Here is a 25,375-nt window from a genome sequence, read left to right as displayed (position 1 = left end):
GTGAAAGATAGCGATGACATTGAAAGACCAAGCGGGCGCCGCCAAGCCGGCAGCCCTCATCCGCAGCCGCAAGCACCACACCACTTCCGCGCCACGCATGCATGGCACGGCCCTGGCCGCGTTTGCCACCCTGGCCATGCCGCTGGCGCTGCACGCGCAAACGGTGGACAAGCCGCAGCAGTTGCAGGAAGTCAAGGTCGTGGGCACGGCTGACCGCCTGATCCAGGCGCCCGTCAAATCGGCCAACGACAAGCTGACGGCGCCGCTGCTGGACACGCCGAAATCCGTCACCGTGATTCCTGCCGAAATCATTTCGCAAACGGGCGCCGTCTCGCTGACGGATGCGCTGCGCACCGTGCCGGGCATCACCATCGGCGCCGGCGAAGGCGGCAACCCTGTGGGCGACAACCTGTTCATCCGCGGCTACAACGCGCAAACGGATACGTATATCGACGGCATCCGCGACACGGGTTCCCAATCGCGTGAAATCTTTGCGCTGGAACAAATCGAAGTCGTCAAGGGCCCGAACTCGGCCTACGGTGGACGTTCGTCCGCGGGCGGCGGCGTCAACCTGATCAGCAAGACGCCGAAAGTCGACAATTTCACCAACGCCACCGTGGGCCTGGGCAGCGCCAAGTACCGCCGCGCCACGGCCGACGTGAACCGCGTCATCAGCGACGACGTGGCCGTGCGCCTGAACGTGATGGCGCATGACGCCCACGTGGCCGGCCGCGACTACATCAATGGCGACCGCTGGGGCATCGCGCCATCGATCACCTTCGGCCTGAAATCGGCCACGCAGGCGACCCTCAGCTACTACCACATGCAGTCGAGCGAATTGCCGGACACCGGCTTGCCGTTCAACAACCCGTTCTCGTCGGGCGCGAATGTATCGAAAAACGGCAACGGCACCCCCGTCAACGTGCCGCGCGAGACCTTCTATGGCCTGGTCAACCGCGATTTCCGCGACACGCAAAGCGATATCGGCACCATCGACGTGCGCCACGACTTCGGCAACAAGTTGATTTTGCGCAACGTGACCCGTTACGGCAAGACCAGCAATGACTACGTGTGGACCCAGCCCGACGATTCCAAGGGCAACACCATGCTGTACGGCACCGTCTGGCGTCGCGCCAACACGCGCACGACCGATACGGACGCGCTGGCCAATGCGACCAGCCTGGGCGGCGAATTCCTGGCCGGCGGCGTGAAACACACCTACACGGTGGGCCTGGAAATCGGCCGCGAAGAAACGGATCGCAGCTCCTATATGTTCAGCCCGGGGGCGAACAACCCGCTGGAAAAAGTCGGTTCCAACTGCCCGACCTATGGCGCAGCCACCCTGTACAACTGCGCACCGTTGCTCAACCCGAACGCCAACGACCCATGGGTCTACACGCGCACGGTGTCGCCGGCACGCACGAATATCGTCACCAACACGCGTTCCGTGTACGGCTTCGACACCATCGAGTTCACGCCGCAATGGCTGCTCAACGTGGGCATCCGCTGGGATGACTACAAGAGTTCGCTGAACACGCCGCAATACACGCTCGACGGCAAGACCACCGCCGCAACCAGCGCCAAGGTGCACGCCACGTTCGCCAGCTACCAGGCCGGTCTGGTGTACAAGCCATCGACCAACAGCAGCGTGTATGTTTCCTACGGCACCTCGTCCACGCCACCGGGCAATGACGGCGGCGACGGCATCGACGGCTTGACGGTCGCTATCCAGAACCTGAAGCCGCAGGAAAGCAAGAGCTTCGAGCTGGGCACGAAATGGGAAGTGCTGCCGGGTGGCCGCCTGTCCGTGAGCGGCGCCTATTTCCAGAGCGACATGAGCAATGCGCGCGTGACGGCACCGGACGGCAGCACGCAAAACGTGGGCGACAAGCAAGTCAAGGGTATCGAGCTGGGCGTGAGCGGCAATATCACCAAGGAATGGTCGGTGTTCGGCGGCTACACGCACCTGAACGCCATCGTGGAAAACAATGGCTACGTCAATACGGGCACGACGGCGGTACCCGTGTATGCACCGTCGCCATACAACGGCAACCAGTTCCCGACGACGCCGAAAAACAGCGCCTCGTTGTGGACGTCCTACCTGGTCACGCCCGCCATCACAGTGGGCGGCGGCGTGAACTACGTCGACAAGGTCTACGCGAACGTGGCCAACAACAAGTTTGCCCCGGCCTACACGCGTTTCGACGCCATGGCCAGCTATGTGGTCAACCGCAACGTGACCTTGCAGCTGAATATCCAGAACCTGACGAACAAGCTGTACTTCGACAAGGTTTCCTCGCCGCATTACGCTGGCGTGGCACCGGGCCGCTCGGCAACCCTGACGGCCAACATGAAGTTCTGATGTTTGCCGGTTTGAGGTAGCGCAAGGCGCCGTTCCAGTAGTCGGGAACGGCGCTTTTTTTCATTTCCCGGTTCCCTTTTGCGCTTCTCGCTTGGCAATGTCAGTAGAGCAGAACGCACAAGCGGAGAATCCCATGCAAGACATTCAATACCAGGGCGATGGCCGCGTGTTCGAGCGCTTGCGCGCCGTGCGCCTGCGCCCGACCAGCGCGCGCATCTGCATCTTGCAAGTGCTGGCCGGCACGCAGCGGCAAGCGATGAATGCGGAAAGCATTTATCAGCAACTGCTGCACATCGGCATTGCCGTCAGCCTGGGCACGATTTACCGCGTGCTCAAGGAAATGGAGCTGGCCGGCTTGCTGCTGCGCGAGCGCGAGGCTAGCGCCAGCGGCAACAAGGCGCGCTACTTGATCAAGCCCGACCAGGTGGAAACGGACAGTTGCTACCTCGTGTGCCGCGTGTGCGAACGCAGCGTGCTGGTGCAGGATGCGCCGCTGGTGGAGCAGCTGCGCCAGGCGGCGCTGGCGCACGGCATGGACATCGGCGCCAACGTGATTTCCGTGCAGATGCGCTGCAGCCAGTGCGCCGGGGAAGCGCAAGCGGGGCGGGGCAAGCCCCTGCGAGCCGCCTGACGGCGCCGCCTTTTGATGCGGCGCAACATTGCTGCAAGGCCATCCGCCGCGTCGCCGCGCGCATTAGGCGCTACAATAGGGAATCTCTTTATTCTCCCTGACTCGTCTTCTGCTGCCATGACCACTTCCACACCGAATCTCGTCGTCACCCCATCCGCCCACCCCCTGTCCGACGCCGAACGCGCCGCGCGCATGGTCAATCCCGCCTTCGGCCGCATCTTCACCGACCACATGGTGGTGATTCCTTACCGCGACGGCAAATGGCAGCAGGGCGAACTGAAGGCTTACGGCCCGCTGATGCTCGACCCGTCCGCCTCGTCGCTGCACTACGGCCAGGCCATCTTCGAAGGCTATAAGGCGTTCGCGCAGCCCGATGGCAGCATCAAGACTTTCCGTCCAGAACAAAACGCGGAGCGCTTCAACCGCAGCGCCGCGCGCCTGGCCATGCCGGCCATTCCTGTCGAGCTGTTCCTGGAAGCGGGCGACGCGCTGATTGCGCAAGACCGCAACTGGGTGCCGAAGAACACGGGCGAGAGCCTGTACATGCGTCCGCTGATGATCGCCACCGACCCTTACCTGGGCGTGCGTCCATCGGAAGAATACCTGTTCGTGCTGTTCGCCTCGCCAGCCGGCGCCTATTTCCCGAAAGGCGTGAAACCCGTCACCGTGTGGATCAGCGAAGACTTCGTGCGCGCCGCGCCGGGCGGCACGGGTGAAGCCAAGTGCGCGGGCAACTACGCGGCCAGCCTGATGGCCCAGTCGCAAGCGCAAGAGAAGGGCTGCGACCAGGTCGTCTGGCTGGACGCCGTGCACCGCGAGTTCATCGAAGAAATGGGCGGCATGAACCTCTTCTTCGTGTATAAAGATGGCGAGAAAGTCACCGTCGTGACGCCGGAATTGACGGGCACCCTGCTGCCAGGCATCACCCGCCGCAGCCTGCTGGAAATGGCGAAAGACCTCGGCTATGCGACGGAAGAGCGTAAATTGTCCGTCCAGCAATGGCGCGACGATATCGCCTCGGGCCGCATGACCGAAGTGTTCGCCTGCGGCACGGCCGCCGTCATCACCCCGGTGGGCGTGGCCAAGGCCAACGGCTTTGAAATGACCATCAACAACAATGAAAACGGCGCCGTCACGCTGGCCCTGCGCGAAGCGCTGCTGGGCTTGCAGCATGGCACGGCGGCTGATACGCACGGCTGGATGCATAAAGTTTGCTAAGTTGATGGTGTAATTTCCATACCGCGCCGGCACTCAGTTGCCGGCGTTTTTATATCTTGAAGGAAACTCGATGAAAATCTGCCCTGTCTTGCCCGCGCTGGCCGCCGTGTTCCTCAGCCTGTCTGCCGGCGCCGTCCACGCGGCCGACGCCAGCTGCGCCATTCCCCGCAACGTCAGCTACTACGATTACGACGTCAAGCCGTCGGACGAGAAAAACACGTGCTACAAGCAAAGCACGAACGTGCCCACCGATTACTTCATGCTGGCGCTGTCGTGGTCGCCAGGCTTTTGCGACAGCCAGCGCCGCCGCGGCGCCGTGTCGAAGAAGGCTGCCTTCCAGTGCGCCGATAGCAACCACTTCGGCTGGATCGTGCATGGCTTGTGGGCGCAGTCGAACAACCCGGCCAGCTGCGACGACATTTCCGTGACGCCGCCACGCAAGACGGAGTTGCATCCGCGTTACTGCAAAGGCAATTTGCCGAAGCTGGCGCCGTCCGAGATCCTGCCCTACATGTGCATGCAGCCGGGCGAAGCCTTGCTGCAGGGTGAATGGGAAAAGCATGGCGCCTGCGATTTCGATACGGCCAAGCAGTATTTCGAGAAGGAGCGCGAGCTGTTCCAGGCCTTGAAGTTGCCGGACTCCAGCATGCCCAAGAATGAGTTGTTCCAGTGGATGAAGCAGCATAATCCGCAATTGAAGGGCCGCTGGCTCGGCTATGAAAAGCACTCGGGCGAGTTGCGCATCTGCTATTCGAAAGATTTCAAGGTCATCGATTGCCAGAAGTAAGCTGGCCTGTCCTGCAGGTTTCTTACATACATGCCAAGTAACCCCCAATAAATTATTGTGATTTCTGACTTCCATAACCGGCGCTCTGCGGCGTTGCCCGCTGCTAGCAGTGCTCGCACTGCGTCGCAGCGTGCGCCTTGCATAGCATCCAGTTCTGTTCGTCATAAATTCACAATAATTTCCTGAGGATTACTTAGTGTATTACCCGGATCAACAAGATGAACAGGTAGTGTATTTATGCAGCATTCTATGCAGCAGCAAACGCAAGCCGTGATGGTGGGCGAGGACGGCTTGCCGCCCGGCGCCCGTGTATGGGCCATGCTGGCGCTGGCCATCGGCGTGGGCATGGCCTCGCTCGATACGGCGATCGCCAACACGGCCTTGCCGGCCATCGCCAGCGAGCTGCGCACGACGCCGGCCGCCTCCGTCTGGATCGTCAACGTCTACCAGTTGGCCATGGTGGCGACCCTGCTGCCGTTTTCCGCCCTCGGTGAAATCGCCGGTTACCGGCGCGTCTTCATCTCCGGCATGTTTTTATTTACCCTCGCGTCGCTCGCCTGCGCACTGGCCTGGTCCTTGCCCTCGCTGGTGGTGGCACGCCTGTTCCAGGGCGTCGGCGCCAGCGCCATGATGAGCGTCAACACGGCGCTGCTGCGCGCCCTGTACCCCAAACACTTGCTGGGACGCGCGTTCGGCAACAATGCGCTGGTGGTGGCTGTCGCGTTTGCCATCGGCCCCACGGCCGCCTCGCTGATCCTGGCGACGGCCTCGTGGCCGTGGCTGTTCGCCATCAATGTACCCCTGGGCGTGGCCGGCTTCTTCCTCGCCAGCCGCATGCTGCCGGCCACGAAACTTTCCGGCCACACGCTCGATGCGCGCACGGCGCTGTACAACGTGGGCGCCTTCGGCTTGCTGATCCTGCTGTTTGGCGATGCGGCCCACCACGCGTCGATTTCCACCTTGCTGCCGGAACTGGTGGCCGTGGTGGTGTTCTTTGTCTTGCTGCTGCGGCGCCAGGCGGGCCACGCGGCGCCGATGCTGCCGATCGACCTGTTCCGCCGTCCCCTGTTCCTGCTGTCGTCGCTGACGGCCATCTGCACGTTTGCCGCGCAGGGCCTGGCCTTCGTTTCGCTGCCATTCTATTTTGAAGTCACCCTGGGCCGTTCGCCCGTCGAGACGGGCTTCCTGATGACGCCATGGGCCGTGCTGGTGGCCGTCATGGCGCCCGTGGCCGGGCGCCTGAGCGACCGCTATTCGCCGGGCGTGCTGGGCGGCATCGGCCTGGCGGCGCTGGCGGGCGGCTTGCTGACACTCGTGTGGATACCGGCCCACCCCAGCGTGTTCGACATCGGCTGGCGCATGGCCCTGTGCGGCATCGGTTTCGGTTTCTTCCAGGCGCCCAATCTGAAAGCCATCATGGGCAGCGCGCCGCCCGAGCGGGCTGGCGGCGCCAGCGGCGTGGTGGCCACGTCGCGCCTGATCGGGCAAGCGACGGGCGCGGCGCTGGTCGCGTATTGCTTCACGGTTTCCGCCAGCCGGGGCACGACGTATGCGCTGTGCCTGGCGGCAGGCTTCGCCGCCGTGGCCAGCATCGCCAGCTTCTCGCGCCTGGTGGTGGCGCAGCCGGCGTGGCTGACAGGCAAAGGCGGCTAAACCTAGACGTCGATGGCCTTGTCCGACTGCATGCGCTTGCGCAATTCGAACTTCTGGATCTTGCCCGTCGACGTGCGGGGCAGGGGGCCGAAGTAAATGGCTTTCGGCACCTTGAAACCGGCCAGGTTGTTCTTGCAAAAGGCGATCAATTCCGCTTCCGTCACCGTGCCGCCTTCGCGCAGCTCGACAAACGCGCACGGCGTCTCGCCCCATTTTTCGTCCGGCTGGGCGATGACGGCGGCGGCCAGCACTTGCGGGTGGTGGTACAGCGCGTCTTCCACTTCCACGCTGGAAATGTTTTCTCCGCCGGAAATGATGATGTCCTTGCTGCGGTCCTTCAGCTTGATGTAGCCGTCCGGATACATGACGCCCAGGTCGCCCGTGTGGAACCAGCCGCCCGCAAACGCTTCCTGCGTCGCCTTTTCATTCTTTAAATAACCCTTCATGCAGATGTTGCCGCGGAACATGATCTCGCCGATCTGTTCGCCGTCGGCCGCTACGTGCTGCATGGTTTCCGGATCGATCACGGCCACGGCGCTTTGCAAGTGGTAGCGCACGCCCTGGCGCGATTTGAGTACGGCGCGTTCTTCCTGCGACAGGGCCGCCCACTCGTCCTGCTCGGCGCAGATGGCGGCCGGGCCGTACACTTCCGTCAAGCCATACGAGTGGATCAGGTCGAAACCCATGGCTTCGATCTTCGCCACCATGGCCGCCGGCGGCGGCGCGCCGGCCACCATGCCGCGCACGGTCCAGGCTATGCCGTCGCGCCAGTTGGCGGGCGCGTTGGCCAGCGCCGCGTGCACGATGGGCGCGGCGCAATAGTGGGTGATGCGCAATTCGCGCATCAGGTCGAACACGAGCTTCGGCTCGAACTTGCGCAGGCACACGTTGACGCCGGCGCGCGCGGCCACCGTCCACGGGAAGCACCAGCCGTTGCAGTGGAACATCGGTAATGTCCATAAATACACGGCATGCTTGGGCATGTCCCACTCTAATATGTTCGACAGGGCGTTCAGGGCCGCGCCCCGGTGGTGGTAGACGACGCCTTTCGGGTCGCCCGTGGTGCCGGACGTGTAGTTCAGGGCGATGGCGTCCCACTCGTCGGCGGGCGGCTGCCAGTCGTAGTCGGGGTCGCCGCTGGCCAGCACGCTTTCGTAGTCGAGGTCGGAAAAGGCGTCCACTTCCGGTCCCAGCACGTCGTTGACCTGGATCACGCGCAAGCCGGGAATCTGCGCCGCCATCTGGCGCGCCAGCTCGGCAAATTCCGTGTCGGCCAGCAAGACCTTCGCCTGCCCATGGCGCAGCATGAAGGTCAGCGAGGCCAGGTCGAGGCGGATGTTCAGGGCGTTGAGGACGGCGCCGGCCATCGGGACGCCGAAGCTCGCTTCCACCATGGCGGGCGTGTTCGGCAACATCACGGCGACGGTATCGCCCGTGCCCACGCCCAGTTTGATGAGACCGGATGCCAGGCGGCGCGTGCGCGCATACGTTTCACGCCACGTCTGGCGCACGGCGCCATGTGCAATTGCCAGGCGATTGCCATATACTGCCGCTGCCCTGGCGATATAGTCGAGCGGGGTGAGGGCGGCGTAGTTGGCGCTGTTTTTGCCGAGGCCGGTATTGAAATCAGGTGTCATGCTTGTCTCCTGGTAAATAAAATTCTATAGCTCCCTGTTTCGGGATTGATACCGGTTAGCATAGCACCGGTGCTGGAAAATCACTGTCATCTTAGTGACAACTGAAGGGTGGAATGGATAGCAATGATAGTGTAGGCCTTGCCGTGCCAGAACTCGACAGCCATGACTGGTTCACGGCCCTCGACGCGCGGCATCAGACCCTGTTGCGCGCCGACAGCGTGCTGCGGCATTACGAGGCGGGCGCCTTCATCACGCGGCGCGGCGAACCGTCGGCGCACTGGATCGGCGTGCACACGGGCTTGATCAAGCTGGCCGTCTACAACGCCGATGGGCGCGGCGCCACGTTTTCCGGCGTGCCGGCCGGCGGCTGGTGCGGCGAGGGCAGCGTGCTCAAGCGCGAACTGCGCCGCTACGACGTGGTGGCCGTGCGCGCATCGAGCATCCTCCTCGTGCCGGTGGACTTGTTTCACCTGCTGCTGGCCGAGAGCCTCTCCTTCAATGCCTTCGTCATCCGCCAACTGAACGAGCGCATGGGCCAATTCATCGCCACCATCCAGAACCAGCGCCTGCTGGCCGTCGACGCGCAAGTGGCGCAAGCCATCGCGCAACTGTTCCACCCCATGTTATATCCGCGCACGTCCAGCGTGCTTGAGCTGTCGCAGGAAGAAATCGGCTTGCTGACGGGCATTTCGCGCCAGCGCGTGAACCAGGCGCTGGGCCATCTGGCCGAGCTGAACTTGATCAGCATCGCCTACCAATCCATCCGCGTCGTCGACCTCGACGGCTTGCGCCGCTACGGCGTGGCGTCGCTGTGATGACAGACCCGGCGCGCGATGTGTGGCATGCTGGCGGCTCGTTCACCACCTTGACCTGACGCATGGCCCTCGTTTCCGATCACCCCTTGCACTTGCTGGGCTTGCGCTTTCCGCTCCGGCTGCGCGTTACCGTGCGCCAGGGTTTTGTGACTTTGCACAATGAAATCGCCACCAAGAAACTGGCCAGCGGCGACAGTTTCGTCGTGCCCGCCTTCTTGCGCTTCGCCTGCGACGTGATGCCGGGGCGGGGCAAGCCGGCCGTGTTCACCCTGGCGCTGGAAGGCGAGGAGGCGGAGGGCGGCCACGGCGGCGGCAAGCGCTGGAGCCAGGCGCTGGCGCAGCACATCTTTGATACGCCGCAAGGCAAGTGGACGGCGGCCCGCCTGGCGGCCCTGTGGCAAGTGACGCCGCACAAGGCCAGGGCGCGCCTGTTTGCCGAGGGCGAGGCACTGCTCAGTCTGGTGCGCGAACAGCGCCTGGCGCACGCGCTGCACACGGCGGCGCAAGCGGATGCCGACGACGAAGACGGCGAACGCGACCTGGCGCAAGTGGCGGCCGGTTCCGGCTTTGCCTCGATCCCCGCGTTTTGCGACGCCTGCGTGGACGTGGCGGGCGTGCGTCCCAGCCTGTTCCTGCGCGGCCAGGCGCCCGGATAGCCAGACTCCGTTATAATCGGGGCCATGGGATCATTATTGAAGCGCAAACAGTGGCATATGTGGTTCGCCTGCCTGGCGATACTGCTCAATGCGCTGTCGCCATCCCTGTCGTATGCGTTTGCCTCGCTGCACGCCAACGCGAACAATGCCGCCGTCGAAATCTGCTCGGCCAGCGGCGCCGTCTACACGCAAGCGGACCTGGCGCCGGCCGCCAAGTCCGCCACCGATTCCGTGCTGCACCACATCGAGCATTGCCCGTTCTGCATGAGCCATGCGGGCAGCGTGGGCTTGCCGCCGCCGTCGTCATCGACGCTGCCCGTCATCACGGGCCACGACCTGTATCCGCCCCTGTTTTACCAGGCGCCGCGGGCCCCGTTCGCGTGGCTGGCCGCCAGCCCGCGCGGCCCCCCTGCGGCTGCCTGAACGCAGCAGTCACGCTTTCCACGTCTTAACTGTATCCACTACGCCCATCGGGCCAGAATGCCATGAAACGTCGTCTTTTCCTTCTCGCCGGCACGGCGGGATTGCTCACGCTTGCCGCTTGCGAACAAGCGCCCAAACCCCATTACAACGGCCTCGACTTGACGGGAGGCGATTACAAGCCCGACTTCAAATTGAGCGGCCCCGACGGCAAGGTCTACACCCTGGCCGACTTCAAGGGCAAGTATGTGATGGTCTTCTTTGGCTTTACGCAATGTCCGGACGTTTGCCCGACGGCCCTGTCGCGCGCGCTGGAAATCCGCCAGAAGCTGGGCGCCGATGCCGACAAGCTGCAAGTGATCTTCATCAGCATCGACCCCGAGCGCGATACGCCCGAGTTGCTGGGCGAATACATGCGCGCCTTCGACCCCAGCTTCCTCGGTTTGCGCACGGACCCGCAGGCGACGGCGCAGACTGCCTTCAATTACAAGGTCTTCTACCGCCGCGTGCCCAGCGGCAGCTCGTACACGATGGACCACACGGCCATCAGCTATGTGCTCGATAACGAGGGGCGCATGCGCCTGGGCTTGAAGCACCAGTTGACGGGCGACGAGTGCGTGCAGGACATCAAGACCTTGATGAAATCGAAATACACCTTGTAACTATCACGAAAGGAATAATCATGACCCATGTCAAAACCCTGCTGGCCGCGGCCCTGACCGTGCTGTCCTTCTCCGCCATTGCCCAGACGTCCGTGCAAATCACCGACCCGTGGGTGCGCGCCACCGTGCCGCAGCAAAAAGCCACGGGCGCCTTCATGCAGATCACGGCGCCGAAAGCCATGCGCCTGCTGGAAGTGCGCTCGCCCGTGGCGGGCGTGGCGGAAATCCACGAAATGAGCATGACGGACAATATGATGCGCATGCGCCAGGTCAAGGAAATCGCTTTGCCAGCCGGCAAAGCCGTCGAACTGAAGCCGGGCGGCTACCACGTCATGCTGCTGGAACTCAAAGGACAGGTGAAGGCGGGCGACAAGATTCCGCTGACCCTCGTCGTCGAAGGCGAGGACAAGCGCCGCGAAACCATCGAAGTCAATGCCGTGGCCCGTCCGCTGGGCGCCGCCTCGGCCCCGATGCCGGCCATGAAGCATTAAGCTGCCGATACACCCTTGAAAAGCCCGGTTCGCCGGGCTTTTTTGCGACCGCCTGAAAGTTAAACGGCTGTTTGATATAATGCCATCCAATATTAAACAGCTGTTTAAATGATGGGAATGGCATGACGGAAGAAAAGAGAAGCGAGCAGGAAACGGAACCGGCCCGCGCGCGCATCCTGCAAGCGGCGGTCCAGCTGTTTGCCGACGAAGGCTACCGGCTCGCGTCCGTGCGCCGGATTTGCGAAGCCGCCCACGTGAACGTGGCGATGGTCAATTATTACTTTCATGGCAAGGAAGAGCTGTACCTGGCCGCCTTCGACCATGCGCGCGCGCTGGCGCGTGCCTCGGCCGCTGCCGCGCCGGACGCCGGCACTGCGGCAGCCGTGGTGCCCGTGGAACAGTTGCGCCTGGCGATACAGTCGATGGTATTCGACATGCTGCGTCCGGGACCGGCTTCGCTGTTCAGCCGCCTGGTGGCGCGCGAACTGATCGAGCCGACGGCCGCCATCCACATGCTGGCAGACCGCGATGTACGCGCGCACCATGCGCTGTTTACGGGCTTGATCCGTGGCGTGGTGGGGCAGGCCATGCCGGCCGACGTGGTGCAGAAATGCGTGTTCAGCGTGATCGGCCAGGCCGTGTTCTACGCCCGTTCGCGCATCGTGCATGAACTGGTGGCGCCGGAAATCACCTATGACGAGGCGGGCACCGCCAGCATCGCGCAGCATGTCGCCGCGTTTTCGCTGGCGGCCCTCGATGGCTTGCGCCGTCAGCATGCCGCGCAGGCGGCCGCATGAAGGCGCGCAACCTGACCCTGGTGCTGGCGGGGCTGGCCATGCTGGGCCCGTTCGCCACGGATACCTTCCTGCCGTCGTTTCCCGCGATCGGCACGCATTTCGACGTCAGCAGCGTGCTGGTGCAGCAGACCCTGAGCGTCTACCTGGCCGGGTATGCCTTCATGACCTTGTTCTACGGCACCTTGTCCGACTCCTTCGGCCGCCGTCCCGTGATCCTCGCCTCGCTGCTGATCTTTGCCGTCGGCTCCATCGGCGCCGCCTTCGCGCCCAGCTTTGGCTGGCTGTTGTTCTTCCGCGGCATGCAGGGCGCTTCGGCGGGGGCGGGCAGGGTGATCGGGCAAGCCATCGTGCGCGACAGCTTGTCGGGCGCGGCCGCGCAAAAGATGCTGGCCAATATCATGATGGTGTTCGGCATCGCGCCCGCCATCGCCCCCATCATCGGCGGCTGGCTGCACGTGGCGTATGGCTGGCAATCGACGTTCGTCTTCACGTTTTCCGTCACCGTGCTGCTGGCGCTCGCCTGCCTGAAAGGCTTGCCGGAAAGTCTAGCCGTCGAGCAACGCCAATCCTTCCACCCAGGCAACATCGCGCGCAATTACTGGCTGGCCTTGCGCCACCGCGCTTTCCTGCTGCGTTCGCTGGCCGTGGCCTTCGCCTTTGGCGGCTTCGCCCTGTACATCGCGTCCGCGCCGCATTTCATCCTGGAATTGCTGCGCTTGCCGGAAACGGCGTTCGGCTGGATGTTCATCCCCATGGTGGCGGGCCTGGTGGGCGGCTCGGCGCTGTCGGGCAAGCTCGCCCATGCGGTGAAAAGCACCGTGCTGGTGCGCTGGGGCTTGCTGGCCATGGCCGCCACGGGCGCGCTCAACATAGCCTACAACCACTGGTTCGCGGCCGGCATCCCGTTCGCCGTCGTGCCCGTGATGCTGTACGCGTTCGGCATGTCGCTGGCCTTGCCGGGCATGACCATGTCGACGCTCGACATCTTCCCGCAGATGCGGGGCCTTGCCGCCTCGTTGCAAAACTTCGTGCAAATGCTGGTGTTTGCGCTGGTGTCCGGTTTTGTCGCACCGCTGCTGTTCGACAGCGCATTGAAATTGGCGCTGGGACAGGCGTCGGCCGTGGTGCTGGCCGCGTTTTTCTGGTGGATGGGCACGCGCCAGGACGCGGCGCAGGGCGCGCTGGGAGTTGTTAAAACGGCATGAGTGGAGTTTGAAAAGGATGGCATGCTTTCTGCTTTGTTACACTGTGACAATCAGACCCGCGCGGGTCTAAGCAGTTTTGCAACTTTACCTTTGGCTATCATGCACTTGATTAACTCCAGTTTGAACCACGCCTTGCGCGTGCCGCTGGCCGCGGAAATCCACTCGCGGCCATTCTTGCAGCTCGACGCCCCCGAGCTGATCACCCATCTGGCCGTGTATAAAGATGACAGCGCGGCGCCCGGTGCGTCGAATATGGCGGCCCAGCACGCCACCCTGGCGGCCCTGTGCACGCATTTCGGCGTCACGCCGCCAAGCACCGAAGCCAAGTATTTTTACTACGACTTCGGCCGCTTCCGCCTGAAATGGGAATGCCACACGGAATTTGCCACCTTCACCTTCGCCGAGCATCCTGGTACCGCCGTGCCCCTGGAGCAGGCGTTCGAGCGCATGCCGCTGGCGCAATTGCCGCAGCAATGGCTGGCGGGCTTGAAGGGCAAGCTGATGGTGGCGGCGCACGTGGTGCTGGAGCAAGCGACCGAGCCGGCCGAGATCTTCATGCAAGGCTTGTCGCGCGTGTTCGAAGGCAATACCCTGGCCGGCAGCAAGGTATTGCAGGGCGGCGAATTGTGGACGGATTTCACCATCCAGTCCGACGGTTTCAGCCGTTTCGTCATCCGCGACGCGGGCATGCGTTCGCAGCAGTCGGGCCGCTTGGTGCAGCGCGTGCTGGAAATCGAAACCTACCGCATGATGGCCTTGTTGGGCCTGCCTTACGCCATGCAGGCGGCGCCATCCTTGAATGCCATCGAGAATGAACTGGCGACCCTGGCGGCCGCCATGGTCGATACGGACGACGCGCCGGGTCTGGTCAAGGCCGACGAAGGCGTGGCCGAACAAACCTTGCTCGACCGCATCACGCGTTTGGCGGCCCGCATTGAAAAGCTGTCGCTCGACAATAGCTACCGTTTTTCCGCCTCGAAAGCCTACATGGGCCTCGTCAAGGCGCGCATCGACGAGTTGCGCGAAGTGCGCATCGAAGGCATCCCCACGGTCGAGGAATTCATGGACCGCCGTTTGACGCCCGCCATGAATACGTGCGCAGCGATGGCCAGCCGCCAGGAAGCGATGGCCCAGCGCATCGCCAACACGAATGACTTGCTGCGCACGCGCGTGGGCATCGTGCAGGAGTTGCAGAACCGGCAAATCCTGCAATCGATGAACGCCCGCGCCGCGCAGCAGCTGCGCCTGCAGCAAGCGGTGGAAGGCTTGTCGGTGGCCGCCATTTCGTATTACGTGATCGGCCTGTTCAGCTACACGGGCAAGGCGGCCAAGGTGCTGGGCTTGCCCGTGAACCCGGAAATCCTCGTCGGCGCCCTGGTGCCGTTCGTGGCGGCCGCCGTGTGGCTGGGACTGCGCCGCATGCACCACAAGCTGCACGCGGACTGAACAGGACGACATCGCGCTGTCATTTTTGCTATCTTTCAACATTCGACCGTCAGGTGTTTTGAAAAGGAAGTTGCGTGCTAGCGAATGTTGGAGATGTTTACAGTGTGTTTTCGCCCGAGCTGCAGCAGTATGTGGCTTGCCAGGTCACCCGCATCAAGGATGCGTCTTCGTCCAGGCCGGTAGCTGCCGTGCTGGAGCTGGACTGGACCGGCGACGCCTTGCCCGATGCGGCGGCCGTGCAAGCCATGCGGCCGCTGCTGTGCGATTATTTCTTTTGGAACAATCGCCACGATCACTGCTATGCCACGGCGAACGTGCCGCCTGGCTATACGCTCGTTGGCAATATCGCGCCGCTGGTGGATGTGGAAGTCAACAGCTACCGCAGCGCCTGGTACGTGGGCGACAGCGTGCTGCGCCAGCGCAACTGGGAGCGCATCGATCCGCTGCGGCGCCAGCAGTTCAAGGCCGCGTCGGACAAGCGTGAAGTGACCTTGGGTGGCCAGGTCTTCCGCCAGGACGCGACGAAAATCAATGACAGCGTCCTGCAGGCGCTGGGCGACGTGTCCGAGCTGGAGCAACTGCCTTGCCTGATGTCGATCGAGACGGGCAACGGCACGCAAGCCTTGATGGAGTTTATCCAGGGCAATCCCTTCATCAATGAGCTGGACTGGCAATCATCGACGGTGCATGCGCTCGATTTCAGCGGCAGCGGCCTGGAACGCCTGATCCTGCAGCCCGATGGCGTCACCAGCCTCGTCTTGAACGAAGGCTTGAACCTTCTCGCGCTGGACAGCGCGCCATCGCCGGCGCTGCGCATCGAAGATGGCGCCGATGGCCGCCACCTGACACTGCAGTGCAAGCACGCGCTGCCGCCGTTCCACGGCCTCGGCCAGCTGGGCGGCCTGTCGCTGATCGGCATGAAGGAAGTTGATCTGGCGCAAGTGGCGCGGCGTTTTCCCCATCTGACCTCCTTGCGCATCTGGGGTAAACCGGGAATGGCGTCGCAGATGGCCAGCCTTGCGCAGCTGACCCAGCTGCGGACGTTCACCGCCTATGACTTGTTCGGATTCACGGCGGAGGAGTTTCCATCGGCCGCGCAATTGCCGCAGCTGTCGGCCTTGTGGCTGACCAGCTTGCCAGCGGATGTCGCCAAGGCCATCAAGGCCGGCTACAAGAAAGCGGCGGCGCAGGGGCTGGACTTGTCGGTCACCAAGGCGCGCAAGCCGGAATGGCTGGCTGAAAACCTGCTCAACCCGTTCCGCGACTGGGATGGCCGCGAGCAAATTCCCCCTGCGTATGCGAAAAAGGCGGCGCTGGCCTACAAGAACATGCTGGCCGTGACGCGCAGCCTCGATGCGGCCATGGAGGCGACGGCGGCCGCCGCCGCGCTGGAAGCGATGGTCGCCGCCTATGTGGAGGCATTCAACAAGATCGAGCGGCGCGCCAGCATCATCGAGACGGTCGAGCGCGAGGAAATCTACACGGTGCTGGCGGAATTGCTTGCCCAGCTGCGGCAGCAATTGCAGCAAGCGGGCGGGCAGGGGGCCGCGCTCGTCGACGAGGCGGCCTTGCTGGAGCTGTTCGACCGCTTGCGCGAATTCTAGGCTTGCCGGTAATCTAGAAAAAAAGTTCTAGACAAGGCGTTCTAGACTGGGTATTCTAGCGTCATGCTAAAAAATACCTCCACTCCCCATCCCACGGCCGCCGAACTGGACCTGCTGCGCGTCCTGTGGCAGCGCGGTCCGTCCGACGCCCGCGCCGTGTACGACGCCCTGGCCGCGGAGCGTGCCGACGCCAGTTACGCCACCGTGCTGCGCCAGTTGCAATTGATGCATGGCAAGGGCTTGCTGAGCCGCGACGAAAGCCAGCGGCCGCAGCTGTATGCCGCCGTCGAAGCGCAGGAAAAGCTGCAGACCAGCTTGCTCAAGGACTTGATCGGCAAGGTGTTTTCCGGTTCCGGCAAGGCGCTCGTGCTGACGGCGCTGCGCGAGCACGTGAGCGACGCGGAACGCCTGGAAATTGAAAAAATTCTGAGCAGCAAGGATGGCAAGGCGCCATGAACCTGGACATGCACCTCGGCATCGATGTGGGCAACCTTGTCCCCGCGCTGGGCTGGGTCTTGCTGTATTTCGTCTGGCAGGGCTTGATCGTCGGCGCCGTATCTGCCGTATTGCTTTGGCTGCTGCGCCACGCCAGCGCGCGCTGGCGCTATGCCGTCTGCGCGCTGGCGTTGCTGCTGTGCCTGTGTATTCCCTTTGTGCACCTGCTGTCTCTGCTGTCGGGCGTCTCGCCGGCCCGGCTGCCGGTGGATGCGCCGCCCGCCTGGCGCGCGGCGCTGCAAGCCTGGATGCCGGCCCTGGTGCTGGCCTGGAGCGCGGGCGTTGGCCTGATGAGCTTGCGCCTGTGCCTGGGCTTGGCCTGGGTCGGCAAGCTGCGCCGCCAGGCGGTGGCTGCGCCGGCCATCTGGCAGGGCCGCCTCGATGCGCTGGCGCAGCGCATGGGCTTGCGCCGCAGTGGCCAGATTCCGCTGAAGCTGCACGCGGGCCTGGCCAGCCCCGTCACCGTGGGCTTCTGGCGCCCCATCATCCTGCTGCCGGCCGCCTTGCTGAGCGGCATGCCCGTCGCCTTGCTGGAAGCGCTGCTGGCGCATGAACTGGCCCACGTGCGGCGCTGGGATTACCTGGTCAATCTGTTGCAAAGCGTGGCCGAGGCACTGCTGTTTTTTCACCCCGTCGTCTGGTGGCTGTCGGCGCGCATGCGGGCCGAACGGGAACAGGTGGCCGACGCCCTGGCGGCGCAAGCGCTGCAAGACCCGCAACAGCTTGCCACGGCGCTGCATGCGCTATCCCTGCACGCTGCCGTGCCGCAGCATTCCGGCTTGCTGATGTCGGCACGGGGCGGAGCTTTGCTGACGCGCATAGAACGCCTGATGGCGCCCGGTCCCGACACGGCCGGCTGGAAACTGGCCGTGCCCGCCTTGTTGCTGGCTTGCGCCACCCTGCTGCTGCAGGTGCAGGGCAAGCCCGCCGTCAACGGGGCGACCCTGGCCGAGGCCGCCGCCGGCATGCTGGCCTTGCCCGTCAGCGCGAAACACATGCTGGTGTTCGATGATGCCAGCGGCAAGGTGCTGATGGCGAAGGATGCGGACACTGTCGTGCCCATCGCCTCGATCACCAAGCTGATGACGGCCATGGTGGTGCTCGATGCGGGCCTCGACCCGGAGGAACAGTTGCGCATCGTGCGCGCCGATGGCGACGCTTCCATGCAGCGCCACAGCCTGCTGGCCGAGGGCGTGGCCGTGTCGCGCGGCGCGCTGTTGCAACTGGCGCTGCTGCCATCCGAAAACCGCGCCGCCGCCGCGCTGGCGCGCACCTATCCGGGCGGCAGCGCGGCGTTTCACCTCGCCTTGCAAGCGAAGATACGCCAGCTGGGTTTGCGCCGCACCACCTTGACGGACCCGGTCGGCAGTTCGCCCGCGAATACGTCCACGGCCAGCGAAGTGGCGAAGATCGTCGCGGCGGCCGCGCGCTATCCGGACATCGCGCGCATCACCAGCCACCCGCAGGCGAGCGTGGCCGTCAATGGCAGGACGCGCACCTTGCACAACACGAATCCGCTGGTGGGCGGCAAGGGCTGGGACATCTTGCTGTCCAAGACGGGCAGCAGCAACGCGGCGGGCAGCTGCCTGACGATGCGCATGCGCAGCGGCGGCAAGCACGTCACCGTGGTGCTGCTGGACGCCGCCGGCGCGCAGCGGCGCTCGCTCGACGCCGGACACATCCGCGACACCCTGGCCGACAGGACCGGCCGCATGCATTGATACCCCCCCGGGCGCGCCGGTGCGGGCGCCCTTCTTTTTGACACTCTGGAGATGAAGATGACACTATTGGCGAAGTTGATGCTGGCTACGGTTGCGACCATGGCGGCTGGCGCGGTGCAGGCGAAGACGCCCGCACCGGTGCAGGACAAACCTGTTAATTGTGATAGTTGCAAGGAATGGAACGCGCCCGTCAAGCCGTTCAATGTCTTTGGCAATACCTGGTACGTGGGCACGGCCGGCCTGTCCGCCGTGCTGGTGACGAGTCCGCAGGGCCATATCCTGCTCGACGGCGCGCTGCCGCAATCGGCGCCCCTGATCATCGCGAATATCCAGGCGCTGGGTTTTCGCATCGAGGACGTGAAAGTCATCCTCAATTCGCATGCCCATTGGGACCATGCGGGCGGCATTGCCGCGTTGCAAAGGGCCAGCGGCGCCACCGTGATGGCCAGCGCCTCGGGCGCCCTTGGCCTGCAAAGCGGCACGAATGGCAAGGACGATCCGCAGTACCAGGCCAATCCCGTCGTGCACGTCGCCAAGGTGCGCAAGGTCAGCCTGGTGGGCGAGGGCGATACCGTCAAGGTCGGACCGTTGACCTTGACTGCCCACATGACGCCGGGCCACACGCCAGGCGGCACGACGTGGACGTGGACCTCGTGCGAAGGCGACCGCTGCCTGGACGTCGTGTATGCGGACAGCCTGAACCCGTATGCGAGCGGCGATTTCCGCTATACAGGCAAGGGCGCGGGCAAGGGTGGCACGCCTGACATCTCAGCCTCGTTCGAAGCGAGCATCGCCAAGGTGGCGGCCTTGCCATGCGACATCATCATCCCCGTGCATCCGGGCACGACGGACGTGCTGGGCAAGGCCTCCAGGCGCAGCGGCACGGACAATCCCCTGATCGACGCCAGCGCCTGCCGCGCCTATGCGGCCGAAGCGGGCGGCTTGCTGGCCAAGCGCCTGGCGAAGGAGCGGGGTGAAACGCTGCCTGCCGAGGCCAAGGGCGCGGCGCACGCGCACTAAGCCGTTTTTACTGTGCCGCCTGCTGTTTTTGCAGGCGTTTCAGGAATACCGTCATTTCCTTGACGGCTTGCAAGTCGCCTTGCTGTTGGGCCACCGTCATACCGGTGGTCCAGGCGGCTTGCGCGTCATCCAGCCGGCCCAGCTGGTGCAAAGCCTTGCCCAGCAGCTTCCAGGCGGCGGAATAGCCCGGTTGCTGCACGGTGGCTTGCGCCAGATGCAGGGCCGCTTGTTGCGCGTCATGCTCTTTCAGGTAAGCATCTCCCAAGCCAAAGCGCAGCAGGGCGTTGTCGCGCCCCTGCGCCAGCAGTTTTTCCAGTTTTTCACGCATGCCCGGCCTCATTAATATGCAAGTGTATACTTGCATATTAACGCTTCCACCTGCTAGTAACAAGCCGGTGTTCAGCCGGCCATATCCACCACCAGCTTGCCGCGCGCTGCCAGACACCGTTACGCCGATGTGAACGGTCGTCAAGCCCACGGCCAAGGTGCCAGTGTCCGTGGAGTTCTTGGCGCAGATTTTCCATGAAATCTTTAATGAGAATTGATTATCAATTATAATGCAAGCCTATTGCATTGAATTGCCCATTGTCAGGAATCCCATGTCCGTGTTTTACCGCCGCCCCGTGGCGCTTTTGCTTGCCGCCGCCTCTCCCCTGGTGCTGGCGGCTGACCCTGCCGCCGACAAGCCCGCTGGGCTGGATGTCGTCGCCGTCAAGGCCGAGCGCCAGCACTACCGCAGCCTGTCGGCCACCGGCGCCACCAAGACGGATGCCTTGCTGATGGACTTGCCGCAAAGCGTGCGCGTGCTCACCGGCGACTTGCTGCGCGACGCGGGCGTGACGACCCTGGCCGGCGCGCTGGACCTGGCCAGCGGCATTGCGAAGCAAAGTCCGCTGGGCGGCCTGTGGGACAGCTATGCCATGCGCGGCTTCACGGGCGACCCGAATTTCGGTTCCGACTACATGGTCAACGGTTTCAGTTCCAGCCGCGGCTACAACGGCATGCGCGACGGCGGCAATACGCAGGCGGTGGAAGTGCTGAAAGGCCCCGCTTCGGCCCTGTACGGCCGGGGCGAGCCGGGCGGCACGGTGAACATCACGACGAAAAAGCCGAAATTCACGCCCGAATATGGCGCGGATTTTTCACTGGGCAGTTTCCAGACGCGCCGCGCCGCCGCCGACTTGACGGGGCCGTTGAGCGGCACTATCGCCTACCGCCTCAACGCGGCGCATGAAGAGGGGCACAGCTTCCGCGATACCTTGAAGGTCGAACGCAGCCTGTTTTCGCCTTCCTTCCTCTGGCTGCTGGGCGAACACACGACCGTGTCGTATGAAATCGAAGCGGTGCGGCAGCGCGCGCCGTTCGACCGGGGCGTGGTGGCCGTCAATGGCCAGCTGGGTCTTGTCCCCGTCTCGCGCTTCCTGGGCGAACCGGGCGACGGTCCCATGACGGTCAAGTCGCTGGGGCAGCAGCTGTTCCTCCACCACGCGCTGTCCGACGACTGGACGGTGCAGGCGGGCGTCTCTTACCGCGACAGCGAATTGACCGGCTATTCGACCGAGGCGAACAAGCTGCTGGCCGATGGCCGCACCCTGAACCGCCAGCGCCGCCACCGCGATTTTTCGGCCACCGACGCGTCGGCCCGCGTCGAGTTGCTGGGCAAGTTCAGGACGGGGGTCCTGGCGCACGAGGTGCTGGCCGGTGTCGACGCCTATCATTTCGACGACCACCGGGTGCAGCTGCGGCGCAATCCGTCCGCCGCCAACGCCTATGCCATCGATATCTTCAATCCTGAGTATGGCGGTAGGGCCGATCCGCTGGCCCTGTCCATCGATACGCAGGAGGGGCAACGGGCGCGCGGCCTGTATGCGCAGGATCAGGTCGACCTGGGCGCGCGATGGAAGGCGCTGGTCGGTGTGCGCCACGATACGTACACGCAGGACGTGAGGAATAATCGCCTGGACGTGAGCAACCGCCAGTCGCTGTCGGCCACCAGCCCCCGCGCGGGCCTCGTCTACCAGCCGTCGAAGGCATGGTCGCTGTACGCGAGCGCGGCGAAGGGCTTCCGGCCCAACAGCGGCATCAGCATCGCCAACCAGGCTTTTCCGGCCGAGCGCAGCCGCTCGTATGAGCTGGGCGCGAAGCTGGAAACGGGCAAGCTGACGGGCACCGTGGCCGTGTACGACATCCGCAAGCGCAATGTACTGACGACGAATCCCGCCAACACGGACTTCGCCATCGCGGCGGGCGAAGTGGGCAGCCGTGGCGTGGAGCTCGACGTGTCGGGCGAAGTGGCGCGCGGCTTGCGCGTCTCGGGCGCCTATGCGTACACGGACGCCAGCGTCACGCGCGGCGACAATACGATCGTGACGGGCAGCCGCTTCGCCAACGTGCCGCGCCACAGCGCCAATGTCCTCGCCACGCAGCGGTTCGCGCTGGGTACGGGCACGGCCAGCGTGGGCGGCGGCGTGCAGTACGTGGGCGAGCGCCTGGGCGACGTGGCCGTCAGCAGCAGTTTTACCCTGCCGGCCTACACGACGGCCAAATTGTTGGCCTCGTATTCGCCCACCGCCAAACTGCGCCTGGCGGTGAATGTGGAAAACCTGTTCAACCGCAGCTACTATGCGAGTTCCTATAGTCAGCTGTGGGTGGCGCCGGGGGCCGAGCGCACGCTGACCCTGAATGCGCATTACCGTTTTTAAGCTATCGCCATGACCTTGACTTCTACTACCACCTTGCGCGCCCGCATCGCCGTCATCGACGTCATGCGCGGCCTCGTCATGCTGATCATGCTGTTCGACCATGTGCGCGAAACGGTCTTCCTGCACCACCAGGTGAGCGACCCGATGGAGGCGGCCAGCGTCGATCCAGCCCTGTTCTTTACCCGCCTGGCGGCCCACGTGTGCGCACCCATGTTCGTCTTCCTGACGGGTCTGTCCGCCTGGCTGTACGCGCATCCGGCGGCCGGGCCCCGCAGCGCCAGCGGTTTTCTGTTCAAGCGGGGCTTGCTGCTGGTGCTGCTGGAACTGGTGTTCGTCAACTTCGCCTGGAGCGGGGCGTTTCCGCCGGCCGTGCTGTATTTGCAGGTGATCTGGGTCATCGGCCTGGCCATGATGGCGCTGGCCGTGCTGCACCGGCTGCCATTGAAAGTGCTGGCGCTGCTGGGCGTGGCGATCATCGCGGGACAGCATCTGTTGACCGGCTTGCGCGCGGAAGAGGGCAGCTTTGCCTATTACGCGCTGACGGTGCTGCTGCAACGGGGTTACCTAGTGGCGGACGGCGCCATGAAGATCAAGGTCAGCTATCCGCTGCTGCCATGGATAGGCGTGATCGTGCTCGGCTATGCGGCCGGCCCCCTGTATGCGCGCGGCCGCTCTGTCGAAGGACGGCGCCGCCTGTTGCTGGCGCTGGGCGGCGGCAGTTTGCTGCTGCTGGCCGTGCTGCGCGGTTTGAATATGTATGGCGAAACCTTGCCGTGGGTGGCGGGCGACACGGCCTTGCGCACGGTCATGAGCGTACTGAACTTCACCAAGTATCCGCCGTCGCTGGATTTCCTGCTGTTCACTCTGGGCCTGGGCTTGCTGGGCCTGGCCTGGCTGGAAAGCGTCGACAACTGGTTCACGCGGGCGTGCGCCACCTTTGGCGGCGCGCCCATGTTTTACTATCTGCTGCATTTATACCTGCTGCTGGCCATCGGCCTCGCCTTGACGGTCGTGCTGGGCGCCAACCACGGTGCCCGGTATGGCGTCGAGCATGTCTGGCAAGTGTGGCTGATCGCGCTGGCCCTGATGCCCGTGCTGTACTTTCCCTGCCGCGCGTTCGCCAACTACAAGCGCACTTCGCAACGGGCGTGGGTGCGCTATTTCTGAAGCATGCCTACTTGCAGTACAGCCTGTCGATGCTGTGGCTGGACGCCAGGTAATGCCGCGTCTGCCACGAAATCGCCACGCGGTAGGCGCACGGCGGATCGAGCGCCACGTTGACGGGGAAGCCGCCATTGTTGCCCGATAAATGCGGTCCGCCCGCGCCGCCGCGGAACAGATAGTTGCTCGGTGGCGGCGGTGGGGTAAAGCTGGCGGCCGGCAGCGGTGGCGGCGGATGCTGGATGCCGTTGTTGTTGGAAATCGTGATATTGAAAAAGCGCAAATGCGGATGGTCGATCGTGTACAGGATATGCACGAGGCCGCCCGCGATGGGGTTGCAGGCATTGCTGCGCAGCTCTTCCAGGTCCAGCGCCACGATGACGGGCGAATTGTCGAAGACGATGGAGTCGAGTCCGTCCGTGGCCACCTGCGCCAGGCTGATGCCGTCGCGCACCTCGAAGCCCAGGCGGTAGCGGCGTATCGGTTCGCTCTCGGCCGCCGTCAGGCTGCGGCCCGCGTCGAGGATGGGCAAGCCGCCCGGCAACTTGGCCGGATGCAGGCTGGTGATGGCCGGCGTATTCACCGTCAGTAAATCAAACGTGCGCAGGAAGATGTTGGGCGCCACGTTGACGACGGCCGTCGTGCCATCGCGCATGTCCACCGTGACGGGCTTGCCGTCCACCCGTATCCAGCCGCCCGCTTGCAGATCGCCCGCGTCGATGATGACGGGCGCCGAATCGGCGAGGCCCAGTCCATTCGTATAAAACACATAACCGACATGCGTGCCCAGCACTTGCGTCAACGGCGCCAGGCTGGCCGGCGCCACCGTGGGCAGCGCCGTGGGATCGTCCGTGCCGCCGGGCCAGGACCATTCGCCGATCAGGAAGCGGTATTCGAGCGGGTTGGCGGGGATGGCGCTGTTGCGCAGCGGGCAATTACCCTTCAGGGTGACGCCGCCGGCGAAGACATACGAGGCGCCCGCGCCGCCCGCATAGCCTTGCGGGGAAAAGCCCGCCAGCGAGGGAAACGGGTGGATGTCGAAGATTTCCACCTGTTGCCAATGGGGCACGCCTTCCACGTCGGGCGGCAAGACTTCTTTCGAGCACAATTCCACGCAGAAACAGTGCCCCACGTTTTCCCGGCCCGGCTGGCGCCCGTTGGCCTGCGTTTCCGACAGGATGGTGACGCTGCCCAGTTGCGCCGTGAAATACACATCGGGCCCGCTGGCGAACTCCACGTTGATGAAGGGCGAGAAGGGCGTCAAGGTGAAGTCGGACGTCAGGTAATCGATGCGGAAGCGTCCGCCGGCATCGGTGATCGCCTGGCCCAGCGCGTCGTCCTGCAGCCAGTCCGCGTCGAACGCCCGCACGGTGGCGCCGGAGATCGGCGCATGCGGCGCATCGCAGGTGCGCAGCCGGCCGCAGATGGTCCAGGCGCCGAAGCGGGCGCGCACCAGGCACCAGAAGCGTTGCGGCAGGCAATAGTCCCAGACGGCGAGGAAATCATTGTCGGCCTGGCGCCAGCGCGGCTGGAGCGTGGTGATGGAAAACTGCAGCGGCACGGGGTCTTTCGGCCCCGGTTTCAGATGCGGCACGGTAGGGCACAGGATGTCGACTTCAACGGCCTCGCCCTGGTAATCGCCTGCCAGGGTAAAACTGTAGTTGCCATCGTCATCCGTGCGCGTTTCGGCCAGCAGGAAGGGGGCTTTGGCCTGCACTTCTTCATCGGTGAGGATGGCGAAGGTTTCCTTGGCGCTGGCCACGGCCAGGGCCGTGACGTTTTGCGACGCGCGCGGCCGGTACAGGCGCACGATGACGTGGGATAAGGCTTCAGGACACTCGGCGCAGATCAAGCCGCACAGCTTGCCTCGCAGGATATAGGCCATGATGGTT

Annotated in this window: 22 protein-coding genes; 19 read left to right on the top strand and 3 right to left on the bottom strand. The window is 64.1% G+C overall.

Going from position 1 to position 25,375, the window contains the following annotated elements; genetic code table 11:
- The first annotated feature begins 13 nt into the window (after positions 1-13).
- The 5 genes from O3300_RS13105 (at position 14) to O3300_RS13085 (ending at position 6,651) form a co-directional block, all read left to right on the top strand.
- The gene (locus O3300_RS13105; protein WP_305053185.1) at positions 14-2,362 is read left to right on the top strand and encodes a TonB-dependent siderophore receptor; all 2,349 of its coding nucleotides are present in this window, start codon (positions 14-16) and stop codon (positions 2,360-2,362) included.
- A gap of 133 nt (positions 2,363-2,495) precedes the next feature.
- On the top strand, positions 2,496-2,993 hold the full coding sequence (locus O3300_RS13100) for a Fur family transcriptional regulator (RefSeq protein WP_180278566.1): 498 nt from the start codon (positions 2,496-2,498) through the stop codon (positions 2,991-2,993).
- A gap of 117 nt (positions 2,994-3,110) precedes the next feature.
- The gene (locus tag O3300_RS13095; protein ID WP_289898931.1) at positions 3,111-4,211 is read left to right on the top strand and encodes a branched-chain amino acid aminotransferase; all 1,101 of its coding nucleotides are present in this window, start codon (positions 3,111-3,113) and stop codon (positions 4,209-4,211) included.
- Positions 4,212-4,281: 70 nt separating this feature from the next.
- The gene (locus tag O3300_RS13090) at positions 4,282-4,998 is read left to right on the top strand and encodes a hypothetical protein (RefSeq protein ID WP_305053184.1); all 717 of its coding nucleotides are present in this window, start codon (positions 4,282-4,284) and stop codon (positions 4,996-4,998) included.
- Positions 4,999-5,235: 237 nt separating this feature from the next.
- Positions 5,236-6,651: an MFS transporter gene (locus O3300_RS13085; RefSeq protein ID WP_305053183.1), complete on the top strand. Its 1,416-nt coding sequence runs from the start codon at positions 5,236-5,238 to the stop codon at positions 6,649-6,651.
- 2 nt (positions 6,652-6,653) lie between these two features.
- Here the strand turns inward: O3300_RS13085 and O3300_RS13080 are convergent, their stop codons facing one another.
- Positions 6,654-8,288 carry an acyl-CoA synthetase gene (locus O3300_RS13080; RefSeq protein ID WP_099664468.1) on the bottom strand — a complete coding sequence of 545 codons (1,635 nt, stop codon included), beginning with the start codon at positions 8,286-8,288 and terminating at the stop codon, positions 6,654-6,656.
- A gap of 113 nt (positions 8,289-8,401) precedes the next feature.
- Here O3300_RS13080 and O3300_RS13075 point away from each other — a divergent pair, with 113 nt between their 5' ends.
- The 12 genes from O3300_RS13075 (at position 8,402) to bla (ending at position 19,620) form a co-directional block, all read left to right on the top strand.
- Complete coding sequence (locus O3300_RS13075; protein ID WP_251351247.1) at positions 8,402-9,103, top strand: Crp/Fnr family transcriptional regulator; 702 nt, start codon at positions 8,402-8,404, stop codon at positions 9,101-9,103.
- Positions 9,104-9,165: 62 nt separating this feature from the next.
- Complete coding sequence (locus O3300_RS13070; protein WP_305053182.1) at positions 9,166-9,759, top strand: hypothetical protein; 594 nt, start codon at positions 9,166-9,168, stop codon at positions 9,757-9,759.
- 57 nt (positions 9,760-9,816) lie between these two features.
- A complete protein-coding gene (locus O3300_RS13065) occupies positions 9,817-10,182 on the top strand; it encodes a DUF2946 domain-containing protein (protein WP_305053181.1) in 366 nt (121 codons plus the stop codon).
- A 62-nt stretch (positions 10,183-10,244) separates the two neighbouring features.
- On the top strand, positions 10,245-10,841 hold the full coding sequence (locus O3300_RS13060) for an SCO family protein (protein WP_251351250.1): 597 nt from the start codon (positions 10,245-10,247) through the stop codon (positions 10,839-10,841).
- A 20-nt stretch (positions 10,842-10,861) separates the two neighbouring features.
- Positions 10,862-11,332: a copper chaperone PCu(A)C gene (locus O3300_RS13055; protein WP_251351251.1), complete on the top strand. Its 471-nt coding sequence runs from the start codon at positions 10,862-10,864 to the stop codon at positions 11,330-11,332.
- A 122-nt stretch (positions 11,333-11,454) separates the two neighbouring features.
- Positions 11,455-12,129: a CerR family C-terminal domain-containing protein gene (locus O3300_RS13050; protein WP_305053180.1), complete on the top strand. Its 675-nt coding sequence runs from the start codon at positions 11,455-11,457 to the stop codon at positions 12,127-12,129.
- Entirely contained in the window at positions 12,126-13,334 is a 1,209-nt protein-coding gene (locus O3300_RS13045) for a multidrug effflux MFS transporter (RefSeq protein WP_305053179.1), read from the top strand. Before O3300_RS13050 ends, O3300_RS13045 begins: the two co-directional genes overlap by 4 nt.
- A 99-nt stretch (positions 13,335-13,433) precedes the next feature.
- Entirely contained in the window at positions 13,434-14,780 is a 1,347-nt protein-coding gene (locus O3300_RS13040) for a DUF3422 family protein (RefSeq protein WP_099664461.1), read from the top strand.
- Positions 14,781-14,854: 74 nt separating this feature from the next.
- Positions 14,855-16,384, top strand: a complete 1,530-nt coding sequence (locus tag O3300_RS13035; RefSeq protein WP_305053178.1) for a hypothetical protein — start codon at positions 14,855-14,857, stop codon at positions 16,382-16,384.
- 63 nt (positions 16,385-16,447) lie between these two features.
- Positions 16,448-16,840 (top strand): BlaI/MecI/CopY family transcriptional regulator, encoded by a 393-nt coding sequence (locus tag O3300_RS13030; RefSeq protein ID WP_305053177.1) that lies wholly within the window; start codon positions 16,448-16,450, stop codon positions 16,838-16,840.
- The gene (locus O3300_RS13025) at positions 16,837-18,600 is read left to right on the top strand and encodes a M56 family metallopeptidase (RefSeq protein ID WP_305053176.1); all 1,764 of its coding nucleotides are present in this window, start codon (positions 16,837-16,839) and stop codon (positions 18,598-18,600) included. The genes O3300_RS13030 and O3300_RS13025 overlap by 4 nt, the downstream gene beginning before the upstream one ends.
- 57 nt (positions 18,601-18,657) lie before the next feature.
- Positions 18,658-19,620, top strand: coding sequence for a subclass B3 metallo-beta-lactamase (gene bla / locus O3300_RS13020; protein WP_289898919.1), 963 nt, complete (start codon positions 18,658-18,660; stop codon positions 19,618-19,620).
- 7 nt (positions 19,621-19,627) lie between these two features.
- Here the strand turns inward: bla and O3300_RS13015 are convergent, their stop codons facing one another.
- On the bottom strand, positions 19,628-19,948 hold the full coding sequence (locus O3300_RS13015) for a tetratricopeptide repeat protein (protein WP_305053175.1): 321 nt from the start codon (positions 19,946-19,948) through the stop codon (positions 19,628-19,630).
- A gap of 271 nt (positions 19,949-20,219) precedes the next feature.
- Here O3300_RS13015 and O3300_RS13010 point away from each other — a divergent pair, with 271 nt between their 5' ends.
- Together O3300_RS13010 and O3300_RS13005 are read left to right on the top strand one after the other, a co-directional pair.
- Positions 20,220-22,322 carry a TonB-dependent siderophore receptor gene (locus O3300_RS13010; protein ID WP_305053174.1) on the top strand — a complete coding sequence of 701 codons (2,103 nt, stop codon included), beginning with the start codon at positions 20,220-20,222 and terminating at the stop codon, positions 22,320-22,322.
- A gap of 9 nt (positions 22,323-22,331) precedes the next feature.
- A complete protein-coding gene (locus tag O3300_RS13005) occupies positions 22,332-23,489 on the top strand; it encodes a DUF1624 domain-containing protein (protein WP_305053173.1) in 1,158 nt (385 codons plus the stop codon).
- A 7-nt stretch (positions 23,490-23,496) separates the two neighbouring features.
- On the opposite strand, the gene O3300_RS13000 is transcribed toward O3300_RS13005, so the two are convergent.
- Positions 23,497-25,368, bottom strand: a complete 1,872-nt coding sequence (locus tag O3300_RS13000) for a hypothetical protein (RefSeq protein WP_305053172.1) — start codon at positions 25,366-25,368, stop codon at positions 23,497-23,499.
- Positions 25,369-25,375: the final 7 nt, after the last annotated feature.

This window comes from Janthinobacterium sp. SUN206 (assembly GCF_030587305.1).
Taxonomy (GTDB): domain Bacteria; phylum Pseudomonadota; class Gammaproteobacteria; order Burkholderiales; family Burkholderiaceae_D; genus Janthinobacterium; species Janthinobacterium kumbetense.
This window is presented reverse-complemented; position numbering and strand designations above follow the sequence as displayed.

What these genes read in the sequence shown, in the direction of transcription:
- O3300_RS13105 (WP_305053185.1), top strand. Translation starts at nt 14, where the DNA reads ATGACATTGAAAGACCAAGCGGGCGCCGCCAAGCCGGCAGCCCTCATC.
- O3300_RS13100 (WP_180278566.1), top strand. Translation starts at nt 2,496, where the DNA reads ATGCAAGACATTCAATACCAGGGCGATGGCCGCGTGTTCGAGCGCTTG.
- O3300_RS13095 (WP_289898931.1), top strand. Translation starts at nt 3,111, where the DNA reads ATGACCACTTCCACACCGAATCTCGTCGTCACCCCATCCGCCCACCCC.
- O3300_RS13090 (WP_305053184.1), top strand. Translation starts at nt 4,282, where the DNA reads ATGAAAATCTGCCCTGTCTTGCCCGCGCTGGCCGCCGTGTTCCTCAGC.
- O3300_RS13085 (WP_305053183.1), top strand. Translation starts at nt 5,236, where the DNA reads ATGCAGCATTCTATGCAGCAGCAAACGCAAGCCGTGATGGTGGGCGAG.
- O3300_RS13080 (WP_099664468.1), bottom strand. Translation starts at nt 8,288, where the DNA reads ATGACACCTGATTTCAATACCGGCCTCGGCAAAAACAGCGCCAACTAC.
- O3300_RS13075 (WP_251351247.1), top strand. Translation starts at nt 8,402, where the DNA reads ATGGATAGCAATGATAGTGTAGGCCTTGCCGTGCCAGAACTCGACAGC.
- O3300_RS13070 (WP_305053182.1), top strand. Translation starts at nt 9,166, where the DNA reads ATGGCCCTCGTTTCCGATCACCCCTTGCACTTGCTGGGCTTGCGCTTT.
- O3300_RS13065 (WP_305053181.1), top strand. Translation starts at nt 9,817, where the DNA reads ATGTGGTTCGCCTGCCTGGCGATACTGCTCAATGCGCTGTCGCCATCC.
- O3300_RS13060 (WP_251351250.1), top strand. Translation starts at nt 10,245, where the DNA reads ATGAAACGTCGTCTTTTCCTTCTCGCCGGCACGGCGGGATTGCTCACG.
- O3300_RS13055 (WP_251351251.1), top strand. Translation starts at nt 10,862, where the DNA reads ATGACCCATGTCAAAACCCTGCTGGCCGCGGCCCTGACCGTGCTGTCC.
- O3300_RS13050 (WP_305053180.1), top strand. Translation starts at nt 11,455, where the DNA reads ATGACGGAAGAAAAGAGAAGCGAGCAGGAAACGGAACCGGCCCGCGCG.
- O3300_RS13045 (WP_305053179.1), top strand. Translation starts at nt 12,126, where the DNA reads ATGAAGGCGCGCAACCTGACCCTGGTGCTGGCGGGGCTGGCCATGCTG.
- O3300_RS13040 (WP_099664461.1), top strand. Translation starts at nt 13,434, where the DNA reads ATGCACTTGATTAACTCCAGTTTGAACCACGCCTTGCGCGTGCCGCTG.
- O3300_RS13030 (WP_305053177.1), top strand. Translation starts at nt 16,448, where the DNA reads ATGCTAAAAAATACCTCCACTCCCCATCCCACGGCCGCCGAACTGGAC.
- O3300_RS13025 (WP_305053176.1), top strand. Translation starts at nt 16,837, where the DNA reads ATGAACCTGGACATGCACCTCGGCATCGATGTGGGCAACCTTGTCCCC.
- bla (WP_289898919.1), top strand. Translation starts at nt 18,658, where the DNA reads ATGACACTATTGGCGAAGTTGATGCTGGCTACGGTTGCGACCATGGCG.
- O3300_RS13015 (WP_305053175.1), bottom strand. Translation starts at nt 19,948, where the DNA reads ATGCGTGAAAAACTGGAAAAACTGCTGGCGCAGGGGCGCGACAACGCC.
- O3300_RS13010 (WP_305053174.1), top strand. Translation starts at nt 20,220, where the DNA reads ATGTCCGTGTTTTACCGCCGCCCCGTGGCGCTTTTGCTTGCCGCCGCC.
- O3300_RS13005 (WP_305053173.1), top strand. Translation starts at nt 22,332, where the DNA reads ATGACCTTGACTTCTACTACCACCTTGCGCGCCCGCATCGCCGTCATC.
- O3300_RS13000 (WP_305053172.1), bottom strand. Translation starts at nt 25,368, where the DNA reads ATGGCCTATATCCTGCGAGGCAAGCTGTGCGGCTTGATCTGCGCCGAG.